Raw genomic sequence first — 19,197 nt, 5'->3', positions numbered from 1 at the left:
CCAATTCTAGGATAGACACAACGGTCACATTCTGCCGTATAATTATCTATCACTTGATTATATGATAATTTTTTACACATACCTTCAATGTAAGAGGATTTGAGCCATGGCTGGAGTAAGAGAAATAACCATTTCAGGTATAAAGAAAAGATTACTATCCAGATATGGTGAATTCATAAATATGGATAATGTAGGTGGAAGTGAAGAATCAAAAGAGGTAGTCAAAGTCTCAAGAGCAATAGCCGCATTAGCTATAAATGTATTAAATCCAGAACTAAGTGAGGATGTTTGTTCTGATTCAGTATGCGATGGCAGCGATGATAGATGTATAGATGCTGTTTATGTCAATCACGATAAAAAACAAGTAACTATAGTCCAGTCGAAATTTGACCAATCTGGAAACGGCTCAATATCCAGACAAGATATGGCGGATTATTTAACATCATGCAGAGATGTACTGATGGAGGAATATAATCTCTTCAACGAAAGATTTAAAAGATTCTCAGAATCACTAGAAATTGCCTATGACAATTCCTACAAATACTTTTTTGTTTTTGCTTATAGTGGAAGAGATGAATTATCAGAGGATGTTCAAAGACAAATTATACAACGAAAGGAAGAGTTTAACTTTGATCTTGATGGTGATTATATTGATATTCAGACCCTACCTTTAAGTAAAATAAAAGACTATTTGAGTAGAAGATCTCTTGGAAATATTGATATATCTGATGTTGAGATTTTTCAATATGGAGTAACAGAAGAACCTTTGAAAGCTGTTCATGGGTTGATTACTGGTGATCAGGTCGCTAGTTGGTGGGCAACCTATGGCGATCTACTTTTAGAAGACAATATTCGAGGAGGATTAGGTGAATTATCCGATGTAAACCAAGGTATAAAGAAAACACTGATAGACAGTCCCGAAATGTTCTACTATTTTAATAATGGAGTAACTATATTAGTTAATTCTATTACTCCAAAAATGAGAAATGGTAAAGCAAGGCGAGAGAGCGGTGGATTTGACTTAGTTAATGTGAATGTAATTAACGGTGCTCAAACTATTAGCACTATTGGCAAAGCCTATTTGGCTAATGAAGTCACCTTAGATCAGTTGGCTGAAGTAAAATTGCCTTGCCGTTTTATCAAAGTTGAAGACTATGGCAATGAAGATGGTAGAGGATTAGATATCGCTCTTTCAATAACCATAGCTAACAACAGCCAGAATAAAGTTACAGCTAGAGATTTCATCTCAAAGGACCCGTTCCAGATAGAGTTGAAGAGGTCTTTCTCTTTTGAAGAGCCATATGTTTATGAAATCAAGAGAAGTGAGCAAGATTCAATTAAATCCCCTAGTGTTAATATCATAACAATAGAAGATGCACTTTCTGCATTGGTTTGCAATTTAAACTCACCTCGATATATGGCGTTATTGAAATCAAATAGAGGACGTTTTTTTGAATCTATAACTAGCCCACTATATAAGGCGGTGTTTAATCCTAGTGTTCATTGTGTAATGTTAATCAATACGGTAAACATTTATCGCTCCGCGAATGAAGTACTTAGCTCCATGGAAAAAAACAGAAAAACAAAGCGCGACGAAAAGATTGTTATTCATGGTAAGTACATTTTCATTTCTTTAGTTATGAATAAATATCGAAAATTAATTGAGAAAAACTCAGTTATTCATAATGATAGCATCCCAGACCTGAAACCATTTATCTTCGAGACCTTCAAGAAAATAAAATCTCATATAGATGATAATTATGCAACAAGCCACATGCCTCGCTTTTTCGAAAATCAAGGTAAAGTGAAAGAGGTTATGTCCCTATAATAAAAAAATTAATATAAAACTATTTACCTTAAGTGTTAAGCCCTCTCCAATAGAGGGCTTATTTCATCTCCATTAATGTAAGGATAATTGATTCGTAGGCACAATCTGGCGAGAATTAGGTAAGTTATTTCATTGGTATTATTTTCTACTATTATAAGTTATATAATAAAATTATCATTTAACATATTTTGATGAACACCAACATTTATTATAAGGTTAAGTTTGTGATTCAAATGCTCTTTCTTACTAAAAATCTTTATTATCTTTTTTATTAATCGGTCAGTAACTCCAGTAGATTTTTATGGCGGCGCAACTGGCGAACGGCATCCTGAAGTCGTTTTAGATTTGTCAGCTTTGCCTTTGTACGACGGATTTCTGCTGAGATAAATCGGGGCGACGGGACAATTAGATCATTTGGTCTTGCAGTAAATGCAGGTATGGTTTGGATGATTTCTTCGGTCGTTTTTCCTGGCTTTGCATACCTAGCCGTATCAGTTGCAACAGGTTCGGTTTCAGGAAGAGACCATGTTACACCCTTCCCCTGCCCGTTCTTGACGACAACCCCCTGACGCTCAAATGCCAGCATCACTGAGACCATTCCGCGAGCGTTACGCTGAACTGCGCCAGCCAACGCCGCTGTGGTCATTGCGCTATTATCTCGGAGCAGTCGGCGGATCATATCAGCAGCAACAGGAGCCGGTTCCTCACCTTTCAGGCGTGGTGCATTATTCACTGGCGCGACAGCTCGCTGCTTTGCCTGTTCTTTTGCGGTACCGACTGACCAGGCTCCATCGAAGAAATCACATAAACCCTGCTCTTTCTGTTCGCGCAGCATGTTCAGCGCTTCCACAGGCTCGATATCCAGGCGCGCTGCAACCTCACGGTAAGTAGCTTTGCCCATTGCTTTCAGTGCGTCTAAAATAGTTTCCATAATTTTATCCTCAAAATTCACTTAACAGATCTCAGGTCGCTAACGTTTCCGCGATAGCTCTCCCAGTCAAAATTCACCCAAATGCCGTTATCCATGCGCAAGCGATCAATCACCCTTGCCCCCAGAGTCTCAACCAGCGCGTCGTAGTTAAGGTTGGTCAGAACCCCCACTGGTCGCATGGCCGCAAGCCGGCGATCGATAATCTGGTTCAATAAAACTTTCTCGCCGCGACTGTCCCGCTGAATGCCGACTTCATCAAGCACCAGCAAATCCACTTTGCAGAGGTCATCCAGCAGCGCGGCCTCAGACTGTCCTTCGTCATAGCAGGCACGGGCCCGCAGAGTAAGATCGGGCACAGTCACGATAAGAACCGTTCTCCCCTGCTTCAGCAGGTAATTGCCGATGGCCGCCGAAAGGTGGTTTTTACCGGTGCCGGGCTTCCCAGCAAAAACGAAACTGGCAAAGCCGATCCCAAAATTCTGTGCATAGCTTTTTGCCATACTCAACGCGTGACGCTGTTCGTCGCTGTTCACCTTGTAATTCGCAAAGCTGCAACTGCGGTGCAGATTTTGGATCCCGGACCGCCCGAAAATTTTCTCTGCCCGCGCCTGTTTGTTAATTTTGTCCACTTCAGCGGCGCGCTTTTGCCCTTCCTCCCGTTGCCAGGCCATCAGCTCTGCGGCGCTTTTGAATTTTGGTTCAACACCTGCCGGAATCACACGGCGAAGGCGCTCGAGAACCGAACCTGCGTTTTGCATGCTTACCCCCTGAATCCTGGCGGAACGGAGTTGTCCGGACGGGAAATCTGGTTGATGTCCCGTCCACCAGCCTGATACTGCCCTGCCCCCGGTGAAGCTAAGCGGATAACCAGGTCATCCCATTTTTCGCGGAGTTTGGCCGGAGATTTAACCTGGCGCACCCAGAAGGTATTGCTTTGAACTCGCTTAAACATTTCGCAAATCTGTTTGTGAGTTCGACCATCAAGCGTTCGCATCAGTCGGACATCATTTGCCCAGGCCGTCCAGTTCGGCTCTTTTGGACGAACCACTTCGCCGTCATAGGTCGCGGCTTCCTCGTAAAGTTTCAGCACGCGCTTCCAGATCCATTCCGCACAGGTTAAATCTTCCTGGCTGCCCCACTGGCGTTTCGCTGAGCTACAAACCACAGCCTCCGGATGACGTTTCAAAAATTCAGCATTTGTCATTTTTCCGTCCGATAGCGAAGCGTCCGGGCAAGAAGGATTTAAAGGTTCTTTGACTGGTTCAAAAGAGTGACTGATTCTGGGTGAATCTCCTTCACTACCCCCTGGTGAATGTGGTGCACCATCTGGTGAATCTCCTGCACTACCCCCTGGTGAATTTGCTTCACTACCCTGGTGAATCTCATTCACTAACTTCGCACTGGGGTTTGCACCGCTCAGGGTTAGCCGGTAGAAATTGCTGCCATTGCCTTTCGGTCCCGATCTTGTCTCTTTTCGCATCAGTCCAGACTCGCAAAGTGCGGCAACATGATTCATGACTGAACGACGGCTGATCTCGCACTGATCAGCTATATGCTGATAACTCGGCCAGCACTCGCCCTGGTCGCTGGCGTTATCAGCCAACTTGAGGAGAACCAGCTTGCGCAGCGGGTTTCCTACTTTGACCTTCATCGCCTGAACCATCAGTTCCATGCTCATAGAACACCTCGATACAACTGAACTAGACTGCGTTCGAACAAGTCGAAACAAGCTTCACTTTGACGCCGACCAGCTGCGCCAGCGCGTCGATGGCTTCCAAGGTCTCTCGCCGGATTATCGGTTGCGGCTTGCCGGTGAAGACCGCATTGGTGGCTTCGATACACTCTTTGTTAACCCTGGCCGCCCGGTAGTGCATGCAGTCCTTCTGCGCCAGTTCGTTATCAATGGCGGTACGGATGGCATAGCTCAGCGCTTCTGCCTGTTTCAGGTAGTTAGGCGTATCGTTGCGGAAAGCACGTTGAATAATCTGCTTGTTGTTGTGCAAACGGCGCGCGTACTCGTCCGGATCCGATACGTCATCAAGTGACTGAAGCAGATCGCCAAAGTGATGCGGGGTTATCAGCTGCGTGACCGTCTTCCAGCCCTTTTCCTGCGCCCAGGACTCCAGCTCGCATGCCAGCTTTTTGATTTCCATCAGTCAGACTCCTTAGGGGCATTGAGGTTAATCTTGTGCTCATACAAAACTGAGTCGTACTTCAATGCACCACCCGTTAATTTTTCCAGTCGAGCGGCGCGTCGTTCAGGTACTAACTCCCCCCACTCACTCACAGAGGATCGAGCGATGTTGAGAGCCCTCGCCACGTTGGCTTTTTTCCCAAAGTGTTTGATTACATCTTCGGTTTTCATTTTGTCCTCCTTGGTAAGTTTTCCTAACTTTATATGTTAAGGAAACAAGAGTCAATGCGCGTTAGGATTTCCGAACTATGAAAACGATCGGTCAGCGTATAAAAGAGCGGCGCTCTGCTTTGAAATATACCCAGCGCAGCCTAGGCAAACAGGCTGGGGTTGCTCATGTCACAATCTCTCAGTGGGAACGTGATGAAACCTCTCCAAGGGGCGATAATCTCTTCAAGTTAGCTGCGGCTCTTGGCGTTGAACCTGGCTGGATCATTAAAGGCGATGACGGATACGAACCAGCCCCAGCAGAATCGCATCGGATGCTTTCACCGCAACAGATTCAGCTTCTGGAACTGTTTGAAAAACTCCCCAACGCTGAGAAAGAACAACACATCATCAATTTGCGGGACAAGGTCAAAGACTACGATGAAACGTTCAACGACCTGATAAAAACCAAAAGCAAAGAAGAAATCCTGCAGATCCTCAAAAACCTCGATATCAAATAATTTTTCTTCACGCCAGGCCGCTTCAATAGCGGCCTTTTTGTGTTTTTCACGATCCTGTTGTTAGGTTTTGCGAAATTCACCCTTGACGTTTTGTTAGGTTTAAATAACAATATTCGTTATCAAAACTTAACAGCAGTAATCAGTAAACGTTCCGCCTACCCGGCGATAAGGGTGATTAGCCAAGCAAAGCAGCAAACAGGGGTTCGAGATGGAAAAAGCATACGAAGAGTATTTCAACAGTCTGGCGGAGGGTGAAGAAGCACTGAGCTTTTCCGAGTTCGTCCAGGCAGTTTCTTGAATGTGGCGTAAGCCAGTGGAGTGTTCATATATGGATAAGACACAATTAACACCGGAACAACAAATTGCCTGGGCACAGGGAAAACTCGTCACTTCAGTATTTCTTCGTGATGTTGCTGGCTGCCATGCCGCCTGGAAAGTATTACGGAAATACAGAAATTTCGTTGTGCATCGCCAACCTCACCAGGAATGGCGTAATAGTTTAAAAGCAATTTAATTTTCTCAATTTAAAACCTATGCCTTAAACGGCAGGGATTCTCACATCCTGAGTCAAGGAGTTAAAAATGAAAGTGAGCGTTACAACCGTTGAGCTGAATCTTGTTATCGTAAATAAAGAAATTGCCACCTTCAATATTAACGGTACCATTTCAGGTGTAGTTCATTTGCCTTCATCAGGTCCTGTAACCGTCGTGCTTGACGGTGGCTACGTGCTCGGTGAATTTCATTGCCCAGTTTGCGCAGTTAAGCATATTAGCTTGCTGGCTGTTAATTTTGCAGAAGCACAGAACGCCTGTTACATGTCCTATTACGACCACAAACGCCAATATCTGAACTGATATGGATGACACCATTTGTCATTGCGCTGTTTGCTGCCACGAATATAAAAAATCGAAAATGCACGAAAGGAAAACAGACATATACCCCTTTAAGCGCACGATTTATTTATGTGAGCAATGCAATGAAAATAGAGAAAGGCGTAACGCGTTAAAAAATGTAAAGCGCGTTATTCGAAAACAACATCGCTAAAGTTCATTCTCCTAAAATTATAGAGGTAATCATGTCTATTGAATTAAAAGTTTTCGGCGGTGCTTATTTCCCTAAAGATAAAGCATTAAAAAAATATCCGGATTTAAAACCCCTTGCCACTGCTGTTAATGCGACCACAAAAGCTATAGCTGAAGCCGTTATTTTTGGCAAGCTGGCAGCTGAACACCCGGAACACATTGATGATTTCTTCAAAGTGAAAATCTGGGAACACCGAGAAGGTTTACCCTGCCCTGAGCTTGATGTTTTCTCACCTGAATTTTTCGATACCGTTGCTATATGGAATGTGAACGCAGGTGAGCCAGCTGCGGCGCCACAGCCAGAAACCGATGAAAAAGCAGACTGGGAGGACAACAAGGCACAGGAAGAAATTAAAACCGTTGCGCAGCTCGATCTGGCATCGCGAGCAGCTTGTCTGGCACTGTTCGGACCGGTCCCTGGAATCACTACGGCGCAGTACGGCCAGATCGTAGACCTGATTAACGATGATGCTGGTAGCTTTACCCGAGAACTGGCAGAGGCACTGGCGAAAGAGACCCGCGCGCTGGCGCTGGCGCCGGAACGGCAGGAGCAGCTGCTCGCATGGGTACTTGAGAACACAAAAGATTCTGCACAGTGGCCGGATATCAAAAAGCAGATCGCTAAATGGATCGATACCCCGATAGATAAGCGTCCTCAAACTGTTCGTACTACCACCGAAGAAAACCTCACAGACACTGGCTCCACTTTGGGCGGGGGAAATAAGACAGACCGAAGCCCGGATCTGGTACACAACCTCTCTACGCTCAAGATAGAGGTTGCTGTTGCGATTCTAAGTACCTTCGACGAAATCGATATTTACTCAATTCCAAACAAGTTTTTCATTCCCGCTAAGGCCATGGCCGAAGCTGAGCAGGACACCCGCTTCACAGCCTGGTGGAAAAAGCTGCGCGGCACCCCAGGCATTCTGGACTATTCTCGCGCAGCCATTATCGCCCTGATTAAATCTGCTCAGGAAGACCTCTGGATGGATCCCGTCGCCTTGCGTGAGTACATCAATCGCGAGTTGGTTGAATCTGACCACGCGCACCCTGATCAGAAAACGGTTGATAAGGCTTGCCGCCCAAAACCGCGCGCTAACCCTGAGGAAATCGAAAATGATGAAGCCAAACCGACTGTATCTGGCGAAACTTTGCCACCATCAGTTTGCCCTGGAAAAGCAGCGCAACTCGACAAAGAACTCAACGAGGCATTCGCTCAGGCCCCCACACCTGAAAAGCAGGTTGGTGATCAGCCGCGGGTGGAGAATCTGGGCGGCGGAGTCTTCTCAGTTGATGCCCTGATAAACACCACCTCCTCAAATGAAGTCGAAAAACAGGAAGTGCCTCCCGCGCTTAATGATCGCGAGATTGAAATCGCCCATGCATTAAACGAGCTGATGTCCGGGCGCACAAACATTGGTGACCAGGATGATATCGAAACTCTCACCGCCACCACGGGTAAAGACATCGAGCATATTTTCCCGTTACTGATTGCAGATATCACCACAACTGAATTCTCTCTGTCGCCTTATTTCAGTGATGAAGAAGTACAAGACGTTGCTACTACGATTCTTGAACAGTGGTCTGACGATATCAGCGTTCGTCAGAAAATAGCGCTTGATGCGATTGTGGAATACCGGCGCCCTGAAGTACCGAAACCGGTAGTGCTCGCTCCACCAGCTGTCAAAGCAAAACCTCAAAAGGCGGCTGCACCAGAACCTGAGGAACACGATCGGTGGACGTCACCCTCATACCTGCAACAGCTAACGATCGCAGCGCTGCAGGGCTTATGTTCCAACCCGGCATATTGCAATCAGTACGAGGAATTACCGGCTATGGCATCCGGCCTTGCCCGTAGCGTGATCAACCATCTGGAAGACTCCTGTGCGTCTGATTAACCGTAGCAAGGGGGACCGTATCGGCGGGCCAGCATGCGCCGCCGCACTTAAATGCCATTTTGAGAAATATGGCGAGCATGGCCGCAGCGACAAACAGACTTTTTACACCATCAAGATCCAAGGGAGAAAAATTACGGTCGAGGTTGTTAACAGGCCACGAAGCTATGTGGCCACGGCAATGACCAGAGCCAGACATCTGCAATGCCTCCCCGGGCTTGGTCGGTGATTTTTGACAATCAATTTACTATCTGCCGCTGCGGTATCGTGGCGGCGTCATGGAGTTAAGCATGGCGCAAATCATTTTTGATGAAGAGTGGATGGTGGCGGGAAGGCTAACTGAGAAAACGGGGCTGGATGACAGGCAAATAAAAGCTTATCGCCTCGGAAGCTGGATTGAAGGGGTTCATTTTAAGCGAGTACCCGCGGTACCCGGTGGAGAAAGCAAACGCGCTTTGGTCTGGTACAACTTTCCGCTGATTAATAGATTTATTCAGGAAGCATGATGAACTTTCCAACTGGCGTTGAGCTTCATAACGGAAAAATCAGGATCACGTTTACCTATCGCGGCATTCGCTGCCGCGAAGTTCTCCGTGGCTGGGTGGTTAACAGCAGCAACATCAAGAAGGCGGGAAACCTTCGCGCCGTCATCGTGAGTGAGATCCAGTTCGGCCAGTTCGATTACGCGGCGCGCTTCCCTGAATCAAAGGCTCTTAAAAAATTCTCATCAACTAAACGAATCGGCACGTTCAACGATCTATGTGAATTTTTTATAGATACTAAGGCGCTGGAGGTCTCAGAAGCTACATTGCATTCCATTGTCTCTGTGGTTAATACCCTTAAGCGTGTTGTGGGCGAGAACACTCGTCTGGTTGATATTCAGCATGCTGATGTTCTGAATTACCGCAAAGAGCTACTGACTGGGGAGGTTGTTAATCCTTCGATGCCCAATCGGAGCAAAAAAGGTCGCGCGCCTTCAACAGTCAATAAACAGATGGCTGTTTTATCAGAAATGCTGAAGCTTGCGAACAGAAGCCAGTTTATATTACACGCTCCTTATGAGGGAGTATCGAGGCTCAAGCTATCAAAGGCAGATCCTGATCCGCTTTTACTTCATGAGTATCATGCGTTAATTGCTCTCCTCCCTCGCAAGTGGGTTTTAATCATTATTGTGTCTGTCCATACAGGAATGAGGCCAGGTGAGGTTTGTGCTCTGGCATGGGAGGATATTGACCTGAAGAAAGGTGAAATTCACGTATCCAGAAACCTGACGAATAAAGGGTTGTTTGTGCCGCCTAAAACTGATGCTGGGATAAGAACGATCACTCTGCTGAAGCCTGCCCTTGATGCGTTGAAGGAGCAGTACGAAATTACCGGCAATAGTCCCAGGCAGCAAATCATCTTCCATCATCGGGAACTTGGCAAAACCGAAACGCAAAATCTACGTTTCGTTTTTTCTCCTGAGAGGTGCACGTCAGGCAAGAACCGATATTTTTCGAAGAACTCGATTTCGTATGGGTGGAACCGGGGCACTAAACTATCCGGGATACGTGAAAGAAATCCCTATCAGTCCCGACACACATACGCCTGCTGGACGCTAATGGCCGGTGCTAACCCTTCCTTTATCGCCAGCCAGATGGGCCATGAGGATGCGCGTATGGTGTACGAGGTTTATTCGAAGTGGATCGGAGATATGAACCAGGATCAGGTCAACATGCTGAACAATCAGATGCCGACTGCAATGCCCCCAAGACGCCCCCAAGGCATTGGTAGCATTAAAAAAGTCATTTAATTTCATGACGCTGGTTCCAAACTCCATAATCAGCGTTAAACTATTCGTACTACATATTCTGGGAGAAAAGATGATGCGCGTACTGGTTGTTGAGGATAACGCATTGCTACGCCACCACCTGAAGGTTCAGCTTCAGGAGATGGGACATCAGGTGGACGATGCTGAAGATGCAAAAGAAGCCGATTATTATCTCAATGAACATCTGCCGGATATCGCCATTGTCGATTTAGGCTTGCCTGATGAAGACGGTCTGTCGTTAATTCGTCGCTGGCGCAGCCATGATGTTTCTCTCCCGGTGCTGGTTCTGACCGCCCGCGAAGGCTGGCAGGACAAAGTTGAAGTGCTCAGCGCCGGTGCGGACGATTACGTCACCAAGCCGTTCCATATTGAAGAAGTGGCTGCGCGAATGCAGGCGCTATTACGCCGCAACAGCGGGCTGGCTTCACAGGTTATCTCCATCCCGCCTTTCCAGGTGGATCTCTCCCGACGCGAGCTCTCGATTAACAATGAAGTGATCAAGCTGACCGCATTCGAATACACCATCATGGAAACGCTGATCCGTAACAGTGGCAAGGTTGTGAGCAAAGACTCCTTAATGCTCCAGCTCTACCCGGACGCGGAGCTGCGCGAGAGCCATACTATTGATGTGCTGATGGGGCGTTTGCGTAAGAAAATTCAGGCGCAGTACCCGCAGGATGTGATCACGACGGTCCGCGGCCAGGGCTACCTGTTTGAATTACGCTAAATGAAACAGATTTTGCGCCATATTCTGCCCCTCTCACTGCGGGTTCGTTTTTTGCTGGCAACGGCCGCAGTGGTGCTGGTGCTGTCGCTCTCCTACGGTATGGTCGCCCTGGTGGGTTACAGCGTCAGCTTCGATAAAACAACTTTTCGACTGTTACGTGGCGAAAGTAATCTGTTTTACACTCTGGCGAAATGGGAAAACAACCGTATCAGCGTTGAAATGCCCGAGAACCTGAATCAACAGAGCCCTACTTTAGCTCTGATTTACAACGAAAAAGGGAAGTTGCTGTGGGCGCAAAGAGATATCCCATGGCTGGTTAAAAGCATTCGTCCGGAGTGGCTTAAAACCAATGGTTTTCATGAGATAGAAGCCGATCTTAACACCACCAGCTCGCTGATTCGCGAAGATCGCTCTATGCAGCAGAAACTCAATGAAATCCGCGAGGATGATGCCGAAACGGAGATGACGCACTCCGTGGCGATTAATATCTACCCGGCGACGATGAACATGCCGCAGTTGACCATTGTGGTGATCGACACCATTCCTGTCGAGCTCAAGCGCTCCTACAGGGTCTGGAGCTGGTTCGTTTATGTTCTGGCCGCTAACCTGCTGCTGGTAATCCCGCTGCTTTGGGTGGCGGCGTGGTGGAGCTTGCGCCCCATTGAATCCCTGGCGCGAGAGGTGCGCGAGCTTGAGGAACACCATCGCGAAAAACTCAATCCGGAAACCACCCGTGAGCTGACAAGTCTGGTACGTAATCTCAATCGCCTGCTGAAAAGTGAACGCGAACGCTATGATAAGTACCGTACAACCCTGACTGACCTCACTCACAGCCTGAAAACACCGCTGGCCGTGATGCAAAGTACCCTGCGTTCAATGCGCAGTTCAAAGCTGAGCGTTGATGATGCCGAGCCGGTGATGCTGGAGCAGATCAGTCGAATCTCACAGCAAATTGGCTATTACCTGCACCGCGCCAGTATGCGTTCCGGCAGCGCGCTTCTGAGCCGCGAGCTGCACCCGGTGGCACCGCTGCTGGATAATCTTACGTCCGCCCTCAACAAGGTGTACCAGCGTAAAGGGGTGAACATCAGCCTCGATATCTCGCCTGAGATAAGCTTCGTCGGCGAAAAGAATGACTTCATGGAAGTCATGGGCAACCTGCTGGATAACGCCTGTAAATACTGCCTGGAGTTTGTGGAAGTGTCTGCGCGTCAGACGGATAACGAGTTACATATTATCGTTGAAGATGATGGCCCGGGGATCCCGCGCAATAAACGTGATGTGGTGTTCGATCGCGGCCAGCGCGCCGATACGCTGCGCCCTGGCCAGGGGGTGGGGTTAGCCGTCGCACGTGAAATTGTCGACCAGTACGATGGAAAAATTGAAACCAGCGAAAGTTTGCTGGGCGGCGCCAGAATGGAAGTGATTTTTGGTCGCCAGCAGCCCACATCGAACGATAGTTAACCCGTTATGTGAAAAATGCGAGGATCTCGCAGCCGGGGGGCTGAGCTTCCGTTATAATCCGTGTCAGTAAGAACCTGCGGAATAAAAAAATATGGATTATCACTTAACGCTTAACTGGCCCGAGTTTATTGAACGTTACTGGCAAAAACGCCCGGTGGTTCTGAAACGTGGGTTCAGCAACTTTGTCGACCCTATCTCGCCTGACGAACTGGCCGGTCTGGCCATGGAAAACGAAGTCGACAGCCGCCTGGTCAGTCACCAGGACGGGAAATGGCAGGTCAGTCACGGTCCTTTCGAAAGCTATGATCATCTCGGTGAAAACAACTGGTCGCTGCTGGTGCAGGCCGTCAACCACTGGCACGAACCCACTGCCGCGCTAATGCGCCCGTTCCGCGCCCTGCCCGACTGGCGGATGGACGATCTGATGATCTCCTTCTCCGTTCCGGGTGGCGGCGTGGGTCCGCACCTGGACCAGTACGACGTGTTTATTATTCAGGGTACGGGTCGCCGCCGCTGGCGCGTGGGCGAGAAAGTGCCGATGAAACAGCACTGTCCGCATCCGGACCTGCTTCAGGTGGATCCGTTTGAAGGGATTATTGATGAAGAGCTGGAGCCAGGCGATATTCTCTACATTCCGCCTGGGTTCCCGCATGAGGGTTACTCCCTGGAAAACTCGCTCAACTACTCGGTTGGGTTCCGCGCACCAAGCGGTCGCGAGATGATCAGCGGCTTTGCCGACTATGTTCTGCAACGCGAGCTGGGCAGCTATCGCTACAGCGATCCGGATGTGCCTGCGCGCGAGCATCCGGCAGATATTCTGCCAGCAGAGCTGGACAAGCTGCGCGGTATGATGCTGGATCTGATCAACGAGCCGGAACATTTCAGACAGTGGTTTGGCGAGTTTATTAGCCAGTCCCGCCACGAGCTGGACGTGGCGCCTCCGGAGCCGCCTTATCAGGCTGACGAGATTTATGATGCCCTTCAGCAGGGCGACAAGCTGGTTCGTCTGGGCGGGTTGCGCGTGCTACGCATCGGTGAAGAGGTCTTCGTCAATGGCGAGAAGCTGGATTCCCCGCACCGTCCTGCACTGGAAGCGATTGCCAGCCATATGGTTCTGACTGCTGAAACCTTTGGCGATGCGCTGGAAGATCCCTCATTCCTCGCCATGCTGGCCGCGCTGGTTAACAGCGGGTATTGGTTTTTTGAGGATTGAGTCTTGAGATGTGCCGGGTGGCGGCTTCGCCTTACCCGGCCTACATTCCGATCGTAGGCCCGGTAAGCGCAGCGCCACCGGGCAATGTCTCACCGCTTCGCGGTCAACTCCGCAATCCGCACAATCACCTTCACCGCTTTTTCCATTCCTTCCAGCGTCACAAACTCATGCTTGCCGTGGTAGTTGTAGCCACCGGTAAACAGGTTCGGGCACGGCAATCCCATAAATGACAGCTGCGAACCGTCGGTACCGCCACGAATCGGTTTTAAGATCGGTTCAATATCGCAGTCGCGCATTGCCTGCCGGGCGATATCAATTATGTGCGGATGCGCCATCACCTTCTCACGCATATTGTAATAGCTGTCTTCGATGATGAGTTCAATGTAGCAGTCAGGATGCAGCCCTTTGCCTACCTTTTTGGCGATTTCCATCATCTTACGCTTGCGCGCTTCAAAGGCTTTACGGTCAAAATCGCGCACGATGTAGTGCATCTGGGCGCTATCCACGGTGCCCTTAATGCTGGTCAGGTGATAGAAACCTTCATATCCGTCTGTCATCTCCGGGCTCTCTTGCGCGGGGACTTCAGCATGAATACGCGACGCCAGCGACAGCGCATTCACCATCACCCCTTTGGCTGAACCGGGGTGAACGTTGTTCCCGACAATTTTAATGGTCACCGAAGCGGCGTTAAAGTTTTCATACTCCAGCTCGCCCACGCCACCGCCATCGACGGTGTAGGCTCACTGCGCGTTAAAAGCCTCCACATCGAAATGTTTCGCGCCTTTCCCCACCTCTTCGTCCGGCGTGAAAGCAACCCGGATATCCCCGTGCGGAATGTTTTTGCCTTTCAGCACCGCCAGCGCCGTCATGATCTCCGCGATCCCCGCCTTATCATCTGCGCCCAACAGCGTTTTCCCGTCGGTGGTGATGAGCGTCTGACCGAGCAGCTGGTGCAGGACCGGGAACATCACGGGAGAGAGCACTTCGTCGCCAATGCCCAGCGCAATATCACCGCCGCGGTAGTTTTCAACAATCTGCGGGTTCACATGTTTACCGCTAAAATCCGGAGAGGTGTCGACATGGGAGATAAAGCCAATCGCCGGGATATCACCCGGGACATTCGCCGGCAGCGTCCCCATCACAGTGCCCTTTTCGCTTAACGTGACGTTAACCAGCCCCATGGCGTCGAGCTGCTCTTTAAGCAGGTTTAATAACTTCCACTGGCCTTCGGTGCTTGGCACCTGGCGGACACCCGGTTTAGATTGGGTATCCAGCGAAACGTACTGTAAAAAACGCTCAAGTAATTTATCCATGCAGTCACCCTCACTTTTTGTGACAACATTATCAATAAGCATCAAAACGCAAATATTGCGTCAGGTCACTTTTATCCCGCAAACGAGAATATTTTCCGTTTATATCGTTCTGCGTTAGTAAATGTAGCTTATGAATCAGTGACAAGGATTGGCGATTCCCGAGGTTTGCCGTAGAATGTCCGCCCTCATTACGAGTCACCAAGGTGGTTACACACAAACCCCGCTTCGGCCTGCTGCCTGAGGCGTCTATATGGGACAGTGCAAAAATTGAATACACAACCCCGTTCTCGTTCACCGCTGGTGCAACTTGAACGAATTCGTAAAAGTTTTGATGGCAAAGATGTCATTTCCGACCTCAATCTGACCATCAATGACGGCGAGTTTCTTACGCTGCTTGGCCCCTCCGGCTGCGGCAAGACAACCGTACTGCGCCTTATCGCCGGGCTGGAAAGCGTCGATAATGGCCACATCCATCTTGAGAACCAGGACATAACCCAGGTTCCTGCCGAAGATCGCCACGTCAATACCGTCTTTCAGAGCTATGCCCTGTTCCCGCACATGACCGTGTTTGAGAACGTGGCGTTTGGCCTGCGGATGCAAAAAACGCCGGCCAGCGAGATCCCCCCGCGCGTCACGGAAGCCCTGCGGATGGTGCAGCTGGACGAGTTTGCTCAGCGAAAACCCCACCAGCTCTCCGGCGGTCAGCAGCAGCGCGTGGCCATTGCCCGTGCCGTGGTCAATAAACCGCGCCTGCTTCTGTTAGATGAGTCGCTTTCCGCGCTGGACTACAAACTGCGCAAGCAGATGCAGAACGAGCTGAAGGCGCTACAGCGCAAGCTTGGCATCACCTTTGTCTTCGTCACCCACGACCAGGAAGAGGCGCTGACCATGTCAGACCGTATTGTGGTAATGCGCGATGGCAAAATAGAGCAGGACGGCACGCCGCGTGAAATTTACGAAGAGCCGAAAAACCTGTTTGTCGCCAGCTTCATTGGCGAAATCAATATCTTTAATGCCACGGTGATTGAACGTCTGGACGATCGGCGCGTGCGCGCGAACGTGGAAGGACGTGAATGCAATATCACCGTGAACTTCGCCGTCGAGAAGGGACAAAAACTCAACGTCCTGCTGCGTCCTGAAGATCTGCGTGTCGATGAAATTCACGGTAATACCGAAGCCGAAGGGCTTATCGGCTATATCCGCGAGCGCAATTACAAAGGGATGACGCTGGAGTCCGTCGTCGAACTGGAAAATGGCAAAATGGTGATGGTCAGCGAATTCTTTAACGAGGACGATCCTGACTTCGACCACTCTCTCGACCAGAAAATGGTTATCAACTGGGTAGAAAGCTGGGAGGTTGTACTGGCTGATGAAGAACACAAGTAAATTCCAGAAGGTGGTGATTACCACTATCCTCGGTTGGCTTGTGTTATTTGTCTTTTTACCCAACCTGATGATCATCGCCACCAGCTTTCTGACACGCGACGATGCCCACTTCGTTAAGCTGGTCTTTACGCTGGATAACTACGCGCGCCTGCTCGACCCGCTCTATTTTGACGTGCTTCTGCACTCGCTGAATATGGCGCTGATTGCTACCGTCACCTGCCTGCTACTGGGGTATCCTTTCGCATGGTTCCTGGCCGGGCTGCCACAAAAGGTGCGCCCGCTTTTGCTGTTTCTGTTGATTGTGCCGTTCTGGACCAATTCGCTGATTCGCATCTACGGGTTAAAAATCTTCCTGAGCACCAAAGGCTACCTCAACGCGTTTCTGCTGTGGCTGGGGGTGATTGATACCCCTGTACGCATCATGTTTACTCCGGGTGCGGTGATTATTGGCCTTGTCTATATTCTGCTGCCGTTTATGGTGATGCCGCTCTACTCCAGCATCGAGAAGCTCGATAAACCGCTGCTGGAAGCGGCAAAAGATCTGGGTGCTAACAAGCTGCAAACCTTTATCCGCATTATCATTCCACTGACCATGCCCGGCATTATCGCCGGTTGTCTGCTGGTGATGCTCCCGGCAATGGGGCTGTTCTACGTGTCAGATCTCATGGGCGGAGCAAAAAACCTGCTGATTGGTAACGTGATCAAGAGCCAGTTCCTGAACATCCGCGACTGGCCGTTCGGATCCGCGACCAGCATTACGCTGACGGTGGTAATGGGGCTGATGCTGCTGGTCTACTGGCGGGCCTCACGATTGCTGAATAAAAAGGTGGAACTCGAATGATCGGTCGACTGCTTCGCGGCGGTTTTATGACCGCCATTTACGCTTACCTTTATATTCCGATTATCATTTTGATCGTGAATTCGTTTAACAGTTCACGCTTCGGCATCAACTGGCAGGGCTTTACCACCAACTGGTACAGCCTGCTGATGAATAATGACAGTCTGCTGCAGGCCGCTCAGCACTCGCTGACGATGGCGATTTTCTCCGCCACCTTCGCCACGCTGATCGGTTCCCTCACCGCGGTGGCATTGTATCGCTATCGCTTTCGCGGTAAGCCGTTCGTCAGCGGCATGCTGTTTGTGGTAATGATGTCGCCGGATATCGTGATGGCGATTTCGCTGCTGGTGCTGTTTATGCTGCTGGGCATTCAGCTTGGCTTCTGGTCGCTGCTGTTTTCCCACATCACCTTCTGCCTTCCGTTTGTGGTGGTTACCGTCTTTGCACGTCTGAAAGGGTTTGACGTGCGTATGCTTGAGGCGGCGAAAGATCTGGGGGCCAGCGAGATGACCATCCTGCGCAAAATCATTCTGCCGCTGGCGATGCCCGCGGTAGCCGCAGGATGGCTACTCAGCTTTACGCTGTCGATGGATGACGTGGTTGTTTCTTCGTTCGTGACCGGGCCGAGTTACGAAATCCTGCCACTGAAGATCTATTCGATGGTCAAAGTCGGCGTCTCACCTGAAGTGAACGCGCTGGCGACCATTCTGTTGGTGTTTTCGCTGGTTCTGGTGATTGCCAGCCAGATTATTGCTCGTGATAAAACAAAATCTCAGGGGACAATGAAATGAAAAAAATGCTCGCCGCTGCGGCACTGGTACTTGGCATGGGTGCCGCGCACGCTGATGACGGTAAAACGCTCTACTTCTATAACTGGACCGAGTATGTGCCACCGGGCCTGCTGGAACAGTTTACGAAAGAGACGGGCATCAAGGTCATCTACTCGACCTACGAGTCGAATGAAACCATGTATGCCAAGCTCAAAACCTACAAAGACGGCGCATATGATCTGGTGGTGCCGTCTACCTACTTTGTCGACAAAATGCGCAAAGAGGGCATGATTCAGAAGATCGATAAAACGAAGCTCACTCACTTCAACAATCTCGATCCGGAGATGCTCAACAAGCCGTTTGACCCGAATAACGACTACTCCATTCCTTACATCTGGGGCGCAACCGCAATTGGTGTCAACAGCGAGGCTATCGATCCGAAAACCGTTACAAGCTGGGCCGATCTGTGGAAACCGGAATACAAAGGCAGCCTGCTGTTAACCGACGACGCGCGCGAAGTGTTCCAGGTAGCGCTGCGTAAGCTCGGCTACTCCGGCAATACGACGGACCCAAAAGATATTGAAGCGGCCTATAACGAGCTGAAAAAGCTGATGCCTAACGTTGCGGCATTTAACTCTGATAACCCGGCAAACCCGTATATGGAAGGCGAAGTGAATCTGGGCATGGTGTGGAACGGCTCCGCGTATGTTGCCCGTTGGGCCGGTACGCCGCTGGAGGTAGTGTGGCCGAAAGAAGGCGGGATCTTCTGGATGGATAGCCTCGCGATCCCTGCCAATGCCAAAAACGTGGAGGGTGCGCTGAAGCTGATTAACTTCCTGCTGCGCCCGGACGTGGCGAAGCAGGTTGCCGAAACGATTGGCTACCCGACACCGAACCTCGCGGCACGCAAGCTGCTGAAGCCTGAAGTGGCTAACGATAAGTCACTCTATCCGGATGCCGACACCATCAGCAAAGGGGAATGGCAGAACGACGTTGGTGACGCCAGCCGCCTCTACGAAGAGTATTACCAGAAACTAAAAGCGGGCCGATAAACGGCATCGCGCTATTCCTCACGCCG

At 49.7% G+C, this 19,197-nt stretch carries 20 protein-coding genes and 1 pseudogene; 15 read left to right on the top strand and 6 right to left on the bottom strand.

Annotated elements, in window-relative coordinates; genetic code table 11:
* Positions 1-106: 106 nt before the first annotated feature.
* Entirely contained in the window at positions 107-1,828 is a 1,722-nt protein-coding gene (locus BFV64_RS08805) for an AIPR family protein (RefSeq protein WP_069601929.1), read from the top strand.
* A gap of 271 nt (positions 1,829-2,099) precedes the next feature.
* On the opposite strand, the gene BFV64_RS08800 is transcribed toward BFV64_RS08805, so the two are convergent.
* From BFV64_RS08800 to BFV64_RS08780, 5 genes are read right to left on the bottom strand one after another with little or no spacing between them, the layout of a single operon-like run.
* Positions 2,100-2,759 (bottom strand): DUF1627 domain-containing protein, encoded by a 660-nt coding sequence (locus BFV64_RS08800; protein ID WP_069601928.1) that lies wholly within the window; start codon positions 2,757-2,759, stop codon positions 2,100-2,102.
* A gap of 17 nt (positions 2,760-2,776) precedes the next feature.
* Positions 2,777-3,517: an ATP-binding protein gene (locus tag BFV64_RS08795; protein WP_069601927.1), complete on the bottom strand. Its 741-nt coding sequence runs from the start codon at positions 3,515-3,517 to the stop codon at positions 2,777-2,779.
* Positions 3,518-3,519: 2 nt separating this feature from the next.
* On the bottom strand, positions 3,520-4,437 hold the full coding sequence (locus BFV64_RS08790) for a helix-turn-helix domain-containing protein (RefSeq protein ID WP_072203033.1): 918 nt from the start codon (positions 4,435-4,437) through the stop codon (positions 3,520-3,522).
* A gap of 22 nt (positions 4,438-4,459) precedes the next feature.
* On the bottom strand, positions 4,460-4,912 hold the full coding sequence (locus BFV64_RS08785) for a toxin YdaT family protein (RefSeq protein ID WP_058648178.1): 453 nt from the start codon (positions 4,910-4,912) through the stop codon (positions 4,460-4,462).
* Entirely contained in the window at positions 4,912-5,124 is a 213-nt protein-coding gene (locus tag BFV64_RS08780) for a Cro/CI family transcriptional regulator (RefSeq protein ID WP_044865494.1), read from the bottom strand. Before BFV64_RS08780 ends, BFV64_RS08785 begins: the two co-directional genes overlap by 1 nt.
* 77 nt (positions 5,125-5,201) lie before the next feature.
* On the opposite strand from BFV64_RS08780, the gene BFV64_RS08775 reads away from it, so the two are divergent.
* The 10 genes from BFV64_RS08775 to BFV64_RS08735 all read left to right on the top strand — a co-directional run bounded on the left by BFV64_RS08775 (position 5,202) and on the right by BFV64_RS08735 (position 13,812).
* Positions 5,202-5,621 carry a helix-turn-helix domain-containing protein gene (locus BFV64_RS08775; protein WP_047625950.1) on the top strand — a complete coding sequence of 140 codons (420 nt, stop codon included), beginning with the start codon at positions 5,202-5,204 and terminating at the stop codon, positions 5,619-5,621.
* Between the two features lie 328 nt (positions 5,622-5,949).
* The gene (locus BFV64_RS25285; RefSeq protein WP_131774834.1) at positions 5,950-6,135 is read left to right on the top strand and encodes a hypothetical protein; all 186 of its coding nucleotides are present in this window, start codon (positions 5,950-5,952) and stop codon (positions 6,133-6,135) included.
* A 67-nt stretch (positions 6,136-6,202) separates the two neighbouring features.
* Positions 6,203-6,475, top strand: coding sequence for a hypothetical protein (locus BFV64_RS08770; RefSeq protein ID WP_047625949.1), 273 nt, complete (start codon positions 6,203-6,205; stop codon positions 6,473-6,475).
* A 221-nt stretch (positions 6,476-6,696) separates the two neighbouring features.
* The gene (locus tag BFV64_RS08765; protein WP_069601926.1) at positions 6,697-8,601 is read left to right on the top strand and encodes a RecE-related exodeoxyribonuclease; all 1,905 of its coding nucleotides are present in this window, start codon (positions 6,697-6,699) and stop codon (positions 8,599-8,601) included.
* The gene (locus BFV64_RS08760; protein WP_069601925.1) at positions 8,588-8,827 is read left to right on the top strand and encodes a DUF4060 family protein; all 240 of its coding nucleotides are present in this window, start codon (positions 8,588-8,590) and stop codon (positions 8,825-8,827) included. The genes BFV64_RS08765 and BFV64_RS08760 overlap by 14 nt, the downstream gene beginning before the upstream one ends.
* Positions 8,828-8,888: 61 nt before the next feature.
* Entirely contained in the window at positions 8,889-9,104 is a 216-nt protein-coding gene (gene xisR, locus BFV64_RS08755) for an excisionase family protein (protein WP_023343778.1), read from the top strand.
* Positions 9,104-10,390: a site-specific integrase gene (locus BFV64_RS08750; protein ID WP_069601924.1), complete on the top strand. Its 1,287-nt coding sequence runs from the start codon at positions 9,104-9,106 to the stop codon at positions 10,388-10,390. The genes xisR and BFV64_RS08750 overlap by 1 nt, the downstream gene beginning before the upstream one ends.
* A 73-nt stretch (positions 10,391-10,463) precedes the next feature.
* Positions 10,464-11,135 carry a two-component system response regulator PhoP gene (gene phoP / locus BFV64_RS08745; protein WP_014883420.1) on the top strand — a complete coding sequence of 224 codons (672 nt, stop codon included), beginning with the start codon at positions 10,464-10,466 and terminating at the stop codon, positions 11,133-11,135.
* Entirely contained in the window at positions 11,136-12,599 is a 1,464-nt protein-coding gene (phoQ, locus tag BFV64_RS08740) for a two-component system sensor histidine kinase PhoQ (protein ID WP_069601923.1), read from the top strand. It abuts the gene before it with no gap.
* A 91-nt stretch (positions 12,600-12,690) separates the two neighbouring features.
* On the top strand, positions 12,691-13,812 hold the full coding sequence (locus tag BFV64_RS08735) for a ribosomal protein uL16 3-hydroxylase (RefSeq protein ID WP_014883418.1): 1,122 nt from the start codon (positions 12,691-12,693) through the stop codon (positions 13,810-13,812).
* Between the two features lie 89 nt (positions 13,813-13,901).
* Here BFV64_RS08735 and pepT read toward each other — a convergent pair.
* Positions 13,902-15,125 (bottom strand): annotated as a pseudogene (gene pepT, locus BFV64_RS08730) (peptidase T).
* Between the two features lie 237 nt (positions 15,126-15,362).
* Here pepT and potA point away from each other — a divergent pair.
* From potA to potD, 4 genes are read left to right on the top strand one after another with little or no spacing between them, the layout of a single operon-like run.
* Positions 15,363-16,511, top strand: a complete 1,149-nt coding sequence (potA, locus tag BFV64_RS08720; protein ID WP_176602112.1) for a spermidine/putrescine ABC transporter ATP-binding protein PotA — start codon at positions 15,363-15,365, stop codon at positions 16,509-16,511.
* Positions 16,495-17,352 carry a spermidine/putrescine ABC transporter permease PotB gene (potB, locus tag BFV64_RS08715; RefSeq protein ID WP_069601922.1) on the top strand — a complete coding sequence of 286 codons (858 nt, stop codon included), beginning with the start codon at positions 16,495-16,497 and terminating at the stop codon, positions 17,350-17,352. Before potA ends, potB begins: the two co-directional genes overlap by 17 nt.
* Positions 17,349-18,140, top strand: a complete 792-nt coding sequence (potC, locus tag BFV64_RS08710) for a spermidine/putrescine ABC transporter permease PotC (RefSeq protein ID WP_014883413.1) — start codon at positions 17,349-17,351, stop codon at positions 18,138-18,140. The genes potB and potC overlap by 4 nt, the downstream gene beginning before the upstream one ends.
* Positions 18,137-19,171: a spermidine/putrescine ABC transporter substrate-binding protein PotD gene (gene potD / locus BFV64_RS08705; RefSeq protein WP_069601921.1), complete on the top strand. Its 1,035-nt coding sequence runs from the start codon at positions 18,137-18,139 to the stop codon at positions 19,169-19,171. Before potC ends, potD begins: the two co-directional genes overlap by 4 nt.
* The last annotated feature ends 26 nt before the right edge of the window (positions 19,172-19,197 follow it).

Origin of the sequence: Enterobacter kobei (assembly GCF_001729765.1) — a bacterium.
Taxonomy (GTDB): Bacteria; Pseudomonadota; Gammaproteobacteria; order Enterobacterales; family Enterobacteriaceae; genus Enterobacter; species Enterobacter kobei.
The sequence above is the reverse complement of the archived record's forward strand: the minus strand, read 5'-3'. Positions and strand labels throughout refer to the sequence as shown.